This is a genomic window from Arsenophonus sp. ENCA, from assembly GCF_002287155.1.
GTDB lineage: Bacteria > Pseudomonadota > Gammaproteobacteria > Enterobacterales > Enterobacteriaceae > Arsenophonus > Arsenophonus nilaparvatae.
In genome coordinates this window covers 1-1,812 of sequence record NZ_NHNG01000707.1, presented here as the reverse complement: position 1 = coordinate 1,812, position 1,812 = coordinate 1, and the positions used below count along the sequence as shown (strand labels likewise).

The window sequence follows — 1,812 nt, the reverse complement described above, 5'->3', positions numbered from 1 at the left end:
TGTTGCATTTTCTAGACAAATGGAGCCTTACATATGCAGATTAGAAAAGGATTTCACAACACAAATATTGCTTTCAGCAGTTAGATTGAGTGATACAAATGCAATTCGTCTGTATCAGTATCTCAGACACGAGTTTCGCACCAATAAAAAAACGCTCTATTTTTAAGTTTAATTCAGCATGATATATAAATAGTCAAAACCTTATAAATCAAATACAACTTATTGTAATTTAATAAAATTTATGTTTTTTAGTAACTTGCAGATTAATCATTGCTTTTAAGCCATTTTTAGAATTTTATATGCCTGTGCGAAACTCGTGCACAATTGAACAGTTAACTCACTCCTTAGGATTAGAATCTGAACATCTAACCGACTGGCAGTTACGAGAGTGTGCGGATTATATGCAATTAAAAAGCAAAGTAAGCTTTTTTACACCAGCTGAATTGGAACATATCCCGTTACCCGCTTTAATTGAAATAGAAGGGGTATGGTGGATATTTACCAATATAACGCAACAAATTATTGAAGTAATAAATCCGTGTTCAGAGAAAACATTAACTTTTCCTCATTATAATAAGCCCAAAAAACCAATCAAATTTAAAGTACTGCTCGTGGCGGAAAAAAATTAACTGCTAAAAAAATCAAATTTGTATTAGATTGGTTTTCCCCTTCAGTCCTTAGACAAAATAAACAACTAAGAGATATTTTTATACTCGCCAGCGTTGTGCAAATATTTGCCCTTATTCACCCAATTCTTTTTCAACATCTGATTGATAAAGTCTTGGTAGGACGTAGCCTAAATAGCTTACATGTTTTAGCATTTGCCATTGTCTCATTAGCAATAGCCGAACCTATTTATAGTTTTATTCGTAATAAAATTTTTAATCATACCTCTGGCCAAATTAATGCTGAATTATCCGGCCGCTTATATCGTCATTTATTAGGACTGCCGCTTGACTATTTTAAACAGCGACAAACAGGGCAAATTATTGCCCGAGTTCGTGAGATGGCGCAAATTAGGCAATTTCTCACTGGCTCAACATTAATGCTGTTTATCGATCTATTTTTTGTCACATTATTTATTGTCGTGTTATTCAACTACAGTACCCAACTTGCTCGCATCGTCGTTGGTTCATTGGTTCTCTATTTTATCTTTTGGCTATTAATTGGCCCGATTATTCGTAAACGGGTAGAAAAAGAGTATGAAGCTCAAGCCGATAATACCACTTTTCTTACTGAAACAATCACGGGTATTGAAACCGTTAAAACAACCGCCACCGAGAATAGGTTTTTACAACGCTGGCAAAAAATCTTAAGTCACCAATTACAAAAAAGCTTCCAGGTGCAAAAAAGCAGTATCATTGCCAGTCAAATTATTACACTGGTCAATAAAATAACTACCGCTATTCTATTATGGTTTGGTGTTAAAGCCGTTATGCAAGGCCAACTTAGTCCTGGAGAATTAATTGCTTTTAATATGCTTAGCGCACACGTTACTCAGCCGATCCTTCGTCTGGCGCAAGTATGGCAAGATTTTCAGCACACCCTTATCGCACTTAAACGTGTTGGTGATATTCTTGATGAACCTACTGAATTTGGCCAAAAGGGGTTAGCCAATACAGCATCTATTAATGGTAATATTGAATTTAATCATATCAGATTTCGTTATGCTAACGACATGCCAGAAGTATTGCAGAACCTATCCTTGTCAATAAAGGCCGGACAATTTATCGGTATCACAGGCCCTTCAGGATCGGGAAAAAGTACCTTAACAAAGTTATTACAACGACTTTATGTTCCTCAGCAGGGTCA

At 35.7% G+C, this 1,812-nt stretch carries 3 protein-coding genes; all 3 read left to right on the top strand.

Annotated elements, in window-relative coordinates; genetic code table 11:
* Nucleotides 1-166, top strand: a 166-nt coding sequence (locus CBG25_RS18540; RefSeq protein ID WP_290608507.1) for a RepB family plasmid replication initiator protein, incomplete at its 5' end; no start/stop codon positions are given.
* Nucleotides 167-305: 139 nt separating this feature from the next.
* Nucleotides 306-629, top strand: coding sequence for a hypothetical protein (locus CBG25_RS21560; RefSeq protein WP_366212811.1), 324 nt, complete (start codon nucleotides 306-308; stop codon nucleotides 627-629).
* A gap of 95 nt (nucleotides 630-724) precedes the next feature.
* Nucleotides 725-1,812 (top strand): ABC transporter transmembrane domain-containing protein (locus CBG25_RS18535; protein WP_366212810.1); only part of this gene is annotated, 1,088 nt, incomplete at its 3' end.